The sequence below is a fragment of the Mesonia sediminis genome, from assembly GCF_042684705.1.
Taxonomy (GTDB): Bacteria; Bacteroidota; Bacteroidia; order Flavobacteriales; family Flavobacteriaceae; genus Mesonia; species Mesonia sediminis.
Genome location: NZ_JBHULZ010000026.1, coordinates 295,764 through 302,284 on the forward strand (window position 1 = coordinate 295,764; position 6,521 = coordinate 302,284).

A 6,521-nucleotide genomic window follows, 5' to 3' on the forward strand; every position below is an offset into this window, starting at 1 on the left:
TGTATCCTATAACCTGGTTATTCACTTTAGCTTTTTTCTTGATTGTATTAACTGATGGGTTATTGCATTATCAAGGTCATAATTCTATTGAAGCTAAAAGACTACTTAGCGATAAATTGTCAAATGGCGACATAAATAAAGTGCAGATAAAAATAAAAAGTCTTTACAGTTTTAAAATTAATATATCGGTTATAGATGAGATACCCTTTCAGTTTCAGAAAAGAGACTTTTATGAACAAGTAGAAATCGGCCCCAAAGAACACATTTTTTTAAATTATAGTTTATTACCAACGCAAAGAGGTGTGTATAAATTTGGAGCTATAAATATTTTTGTAGTTAGTCCTATTGGCTTAATCAAAAAAAGATTTCGGTTTGCCCAAAATCAAACGGTTAAGGTCTACCCCTCTATTCAACAGATGAAAAAATATGATTTTATTGCGTTACAAAGCAAGTATGCCCATTTAGGACTTAAAAAAATTAGGCGTATTGGTCATACCCTTGAATTTGAACAAATAAAAGAATATGTAATAGGAGACGATATTCGAAGTATCAATTGGAAAGCTACTGCCAAGCAAGACCAAATAATGGTAAACCAATATCAAGATGAAAAATCACAACCTGTTTATTGTGTTATAGATACTAGCCGTGTGATGAAAATGCCTTTTAGCGGATTACAATTGCTTGATTATGCCATAAACAGCAGCTTAGCCTTAAGCAATATTGCACTCAAGAAAAAAGATAAGGTTGGTTTAATTACCTATGAAGACAAGATAAAAGTTAATTTGCCTGCAAAAAATACGAAGCAGCAGTTACAACAGATTTTAGAAAGGCTATATGGTATAAACACCAATTTTCGTGACAGTGACATTAGTGCTCTTTACGCACACATATCAAGAAAAATAAATCAGCGCAGTTTATTGCTAATGTACACTAATTTTGAACATATTTCTGCACTAGAACGGCAATTACCCTATTTAAAGGCGCTAAACAAAAAACACGTCTTAGTGGTTATCTTTTTTAATAACTCAGAACTTCACAAATTTCAAAAAATTAGAGCTTTAAACTTAGGTGAAATTTATGAGCAAACCATTGCTGCTCAGTTTATACAGGAAAAAAAGCAAATGCAAATCGAATTAACCAAACACGGAATTCAATGCATTTTAACTAATCCACAAAATTTAAGTATTAATACTATCAACAAGTATTTAGAAATCAAAGCCAAACATTTGTTATAAAAATAACAGAAACTATATCTATAAGAGTTAAAAATATTAAATTTGCTACTTATAGATTTTTTTTATAGATTTTGATTAGTTATTTAATATTCTTGCCATGACGATTACCCAACTTCACTATGTATTGGCTGTAGCCGAACATAAAAACTTTACTAAGGCCGCACAAAAGGTTTTTGTAACGCAGCCTACATTAAGTATGCAAATTCAAAAATTAGAAGAAGAACTTGAAGTTCAGATATTTGACCGTAGCAAGAAACCTATTGAGTTAACAGAGGTGGGGCGAAAAATTGTTCAACAAGCTAGAAATATAGTCAATGAAAGTGATCGCATACAGGATATTGTAGATCAACAAAAAGGATTTATTGGCGGTGAATTTAGGCTCGGGGTAATACCGACGGTCACCCCCACCCTATTGCCTATGTTTTTAAAATCTTTTACACAAAAATACAGTAAACTAAAATTAAAAATTGAAGAATTACACACATCGGCTATAATAAAGAAATTAAAAGATGGCCATTTAGATGCGGCAATTGCAGCCACCCCCCTAGAGCAAGAAAATATAATCGAACGTGTTTTATATTACGAACCGTTTGTGGCTTATGCACCCAAAGATCATAAAATACATGAACACGAAAATATTTTAGCCGATCAATTAGATATAGATGAAGTTTTATTACTCGAAGACGGTCATTGTTTTAAAGAAAGTGTTTTAAATCTGTGCAAAACTTCACAACGAAATGATCTGAAAAACTACCAACTACAAAGCGGGAGTTTCGAAACTTTAATCAGTCTAGCCAATGAAGGCTTAGGAATGACGCTAATTCCCTACCTGCATAGTTTAAAACTTCGTGAATCTGAAAAAGATAATCTAAAAATGTTTAAAGAACCCGTTCCCGTAAGAGCCATTAGCTTAATTTACTATAAAAGTGAATTAAAAATGCAAATAATTGATGCTTTACAACAAGTAATAAGTGGTATCATTAAAGGAGCAATACAATTTCAAGATGTTAAGATTATTAGTCCCATACATAAAAAATAAACTGTAATAAATTGCTTTTCTAGGCAATCTATTACAGTTTATTCCAACTTACTAATCTAAGTAGATTAAAGATTGTTTTAATTCTGGTTTTTGCAAGGCGATGCTCAAAATAAAATTTCTTAGCTCCTCGATTTCATGGGGTAATAATCTAGAAACAGCTTTTTGTACTTCTTTACAAAAAAGCACCGGATCAAAGCTAACCTTATTCAAGATCATTTTTGTATAATCAAACATGGATTTAGACATGATATAACTTTTTAAAGACAAGTAAAAATATCATCAATAGGCTTGATTGTTTAGAGATTTAAATTAAAGATAAACAAATTATCCCAAAACCACTAGCCAATGCAAGAATTTATTTTAATTTAAAAGTCCACTCAAATTCAAAACTAGCCACCAAATCTCCACTTTCATTATAGGCATTGGATTCTAAGATGCACGTGCACTTAGATTTTTTTTCTTCTAAACCCAACAGGCTATGGTTTATTTTATCGCCATCTAAGCAAATAAATTTTATTTTACCTATCGCCTTCTTATAGTATTTTGATTTCATACCTAAAACCAACATACTAACCTTTAAGTCTTTTTCCTCTAGGTGTTTCAATATTAAGGCTCCAGTACTCAATTCGGCTGCCATCGCTTGAACTGCAAAATACATCGACCTAAATGGATTCTGATTTCGCCAACCATACCGTACATAAGTTGTGCAAGTCTTAGAGGTTAAGATAGCTACTCGCACCCCAGACCACCAAGCGGCTGGCAACTTAAAAAAAGTATAGAAATTTATCTTGTTAGGGGTGAGCATTATTTCCTTTTTTCGAAAATAATAAAAATTCAGCGAATTAAAGTTTCTGCAAAATGTTAATTTTACTACTATGTATTGCAAACTACTATCTTTTATATATATATTTGCATAACAATAAAAGTAAAATTCTAATGAAAGTAACAGATTTAAATTATGAAAATTGAAAACACCAAAGCCCAAATGCGCAAAGGTGTTCTTGAATATTGCATCTTATCTATATTGAAAGAAAGAGATTCCTATGTTGCAGAAATTCTTGAAAATCTAAAAACGGCGCAACTAATTGTAGTGGAAGGTACAATTTATCCATTACTCAATCGGTTAAAAAATGCTGACTTGTTAACCTATCGCTGGGAAGAGTCAACTGGTGGCCCTCCACGAAAATATTACATACTTACAACAAAAGGGGCTGTATTTCTAGAAGAATTAGCCTCTACTTGGGATAACTTACAAAAAGCAGTAAATACAATTACAAACAAAAACAATAGCTATGAATAAAACCATCAACATAAACCTAGGCGGAATCCTATTTCATATCGACGAGCCTGCTTACTTAATATTAAAAAAATATCTTGATAGCATAAAGAACACTTTTAAAAACACCCCTGGATGTGAAGAAATAATTAGTGATATTGAAAACCGAATCGCAGAACTACTTATTGAAAATCAAAAAACAACCGGTCGAATTATTAGCGTTGATGATATTGAGCAAATTATAAAGGTAATGGGACAACCCGAAGATTACCAAATTGATCCTGAAGAAAATCAACAACAATCTGAACCTAGCGAAAAACCCATAAAAAAATTGTATAGAGACACCATAAATGGATACGTAGGGGGTATATGCGCGGGACTTGAGCATTACTTTAAAATAGATGCTATTTGGTTTAGATTGCTATTCATTGCATTGGCCATTGCTTCTTTTGGTACTGTAGTCTTGGTTTATATTGCATTATGGATTTTTATTCCTGAGGCTAAATCGGCTACACAACGTTTACACATGATTGGTGAACAAGTAAACATAAGCAACATTGAAAAACAAGTGAAAGAAAAATTTAATCAAGTCTCAGATAAACTTAAGGATGTTGATTACAAAGATTTAAGTCACAAAGCTCGAAAAAAAAGCAGTGTTTTTTTTGAAAAATTAGGTTCAGGAATTAAAAATACTTTTAAAATATTAGCACATATATTAGGCTACATTCTAATAACCGTCACTAGTTTAGGATTAGTTGCTTTAACTTTCACACTAATAAGCATATTGGTATTTGGATTTCAAGAAGCGCAATGGTTTTCTTACGTTGAATTAGCCGATATTGGGTTACCCATTTGGTTAGCCTCCCTTACAGTGTATATTATAATAGGAATTCCTTTAATTGCCCTACTCATTCTGGGAATAAAAATATGCCGAAAACAAAAAACAAATGTTGGTAGTACAACAAAATATAGTCTACTAATACTTTGGCTTTTAGCAATTTTCACGACAGTATTTCTAGGGCTAAGACAAGTAAGCAAGCAAGTAATTAGTCAGGAGTACATCACTACAAAAGACCTAAATCTAAAATCTTCAGATACACTTTATGTTTCAATGAAAGGACATCCGTATTTAAATGAAACTATTCAACATGAACGCGGTTTAGAAATAAGAACAAATAACGAAGGAGATCGTTTTATTTTTTCTAAAGACATTAACCTTATCGTTAAAAAATCCTACGACAGCATCCCAAAAGTAAAAATTATAAAAAAAGCACACGCCACAAATCACTTAAAAGCAATTGAAAAAGCAAAAGCTATAGAATACAATCTAGACCTAAGTAAAAAGCATTTATACCTGGATAGCTTTTTTACAGCAAATTTAAATGAAAAACACGCTCAGCAAAAATTAGAGATTCATCTATATATGCCTGAAAATATGATTCTGTTCGCCGATAAAAACACCCAAAGTTTTCATTTAAATCCAAATTGGAAAAATGATTTATTACACGCAGGAGAAGAAGAAAAATATTTAAAATTAATTGATAATCAATTAATTTGTATAAATTGTAATGAAAATACTACCCAATTGAAAAAAAATTCTTCAAATACTGACACCATTTCAAAAAACAAAAACCATTAATTATGAAAAATTTACTTTACTCTGTACTCTTAATTGGACTGTTGTTTTGTTTTTCTTGTAACTTAAAGACTGGAGTTAAAGGAGAAGGACCCGTGAATGATAAAACGATTGAATTAAAAAAAGATTTTATTAGCATAAGTCTTTCAAACGGTTGGGATGTTAAATTAAAGCAGGCAGAAAAAAATTCAATCCATATTGTAGCAAACCAAAATTTAATAGACCTTTTCACTCACAAACTAGAAAAAAATAATTTAGTGGTAAGTGCGAAGAACAATATTGGAGTTGCCGATAGAAAAGAAATTACCATTTTCCATAAAAAAGAATTAGAAAATATAGAAACCGGTAGCGGAATAAAATTATACTGTAATTCTAAATCCGTCAATACTGGAAAGCTTAATTTGTCCCTGGCCAGCGGATCCTTGACAAAAGCCCAGATTAATACCGATAGTTTAAACTTAGGATTAAGCAGCGGCGCAAACGCAAATTTAAGAGGAAACGTTGATTTTTTAAATTGTATAGCAAGTAGTGGTTCAAATCTCAATGCCGAACACCTAACTGTCAAAAACGCTAAAACAGTAGCCAGTTCAGGTGCAAACATCAAAATTCAAGTGAATAACGAACTTACAGCAGAAGCTTCAAGCGGAGGTAATATAACCTATATTGGAGCACCCAAAAAATTAAATAAAAACACTAGCAGCGGAGGAAACATAAATGCCGTTAAATAAAATTGACTACGTGAATGATATTGATTTAAAAATCTGCTTTGGCAGATTTTTTTTTAAAGTAATTTCACAAATGGTATTCGTATACAACTTGCTTAAATTCTATCCTAATCCATAAAGGTCTCACAATTATAATTTGTTATGCCAGCTTATAAAATTGGGGTAATTCTTATAATGGCGTTCCCTTTTTATAGAAAAAAGGTCGGGCTATCGCTACTCGCTTTGCGGGCATAGGCCCCGCAAGAGCTTAAACAAGCCGCTCTATCCCTAACGCAAAAACTACAAACGCATCATTCAACCTAGTCGGTTTTTATAAGCCATACACAACAGCTGAATTGTTGTTATCGGTTTATTAAGTATTAAGCCTAAGCTGGGCTAAAGCTAATGATCCTTTAGCACTTAAAAAAAGCTGGTCATTTATTCTATAACCTCCTTTAAGCAAAAGCCACTAAGACGTAGTATAAAAAACCAGTGGATATGAGCCCCAAGAGCTTAAAACGATTCGAGAACTACTTACTTTTATAAACAAAAAAAAAGCACCTATCTTTCGATAAGTGCTTTAAAAAAAGGCGGCGACATACTCTCCCACAAAATAGCAGTACCATCTGCG

7 protein-coding genes are annotated in these 6,521 nt (G+C 32.1%); 5 read left to right on the forward strand and 2 right to left on the reverse strand.

Annotated elements, in window-relative coordinates:
- The first annotated feature begins 38 nt into the window (after window positions 1-38).
- Window positions 39-1,235, forward strand: coding sequence for a DUF58 domain-containing protein (locus ACFSQ0_RS07070; protein WP_379046173.1), 1,197 nt, complete (start codon window positions 39-41; stop codon window positions 1,233-1,235).
- 97 nt (window positions 1,236-1,332) lie between these two features.
- Window positions 1,333-2,274: a LysR substrate-binding domain-containing protein gene (locus tag ACFSQ0_RS07075; RefSeq protein WP_379046175.1), complete on the forward strand. Its 942-nt coding sequence runs from the start codon at window positions 1,333-1,335 to the stop codon at window positions 2,272-2,274.
- A gap of 51 nt (window positions 2,275-2,325) precedes the next feature.
- On the opposite strand, the gene ACFSQ0_RS07080 is transcribed toward ACFSQ0_RS07075, so the two are convergent.
- Entirely contained in the window at window positions 2,326-2,520 is a 195-nt protein-coding gene (locus ACFSQ0_RS07080) for a hypothetical protein (protein ID WP_379046177.1), read from the reverse strand.
- Between the two features lie 109 nt (window positions 2,521-2,629).
- Entirely contained in the window at window positions 2,630-3,079 is a 450-nt protein-coding gene (locus ACFSQ0_RS07085) for a DUF4442 domain-containing protein (RefSeq protein ID WP_379046180.1), read from the reverse strand.
- Between the two features lie 153 nt (window positions 3,080-3,232).
- Between ACFSQ0_RS07085 and ACFSQ0_RS07090 the strand changes: the two genes are divergently transcribed.
- The 3 genes from ACFSQ0_RS07090 to ACFSQ0_RS07100 are packed head-to-tail and all read left to right on the forward strand — an operon-like array spanning window position 3,233 to window position 5,914.
- Window positions 3,233-3,574 carry a PadR family transcriptional regulator gene (locus ACFSQ0_RS07090; RefSeq protein ID WP_379046183.1) on the forward strand — a complete coding sequence of 114 codons (342 nt, stop codon included), beginning with the start codon at window positions 3,233-3,235 and terminating at the stop codon, window positions 3,572-3,574.
- The gene (locus tag ACFSQ0_RS07095; RefSeq protein ID WP_379046186.1) at window positions 3,567-5,189 is read left to right on the forward strand and encodes a PspC domain-containing protein; all 1,623 of its coding nucleotides are present in this window, start codon (window positions 3,567-3,569) and stop codon (window positions 5,187-5,189) included. The genes ACFSQ0_RS07090 and ACFSQ0_RS07095 overlap by 8 nt, the downstream gene beginning before the upstream one ends.
- A gap of 2 nt (window positions 5,190-5,191) precedes the next feature.
- Complete coding sequence (locus tag ACFSQ0_RS07100; protein WP_379046189.1) at window positions 5,192-5,914, forward strand: head GIN domain-containing protein; 723 nt, start codon at window positions 5,192-5,194, stop codon at window positions 5,912-5,914.
- The last annotated feature ends 607 nt before the right edge of the window (window positions 5,915-6,521 follow it).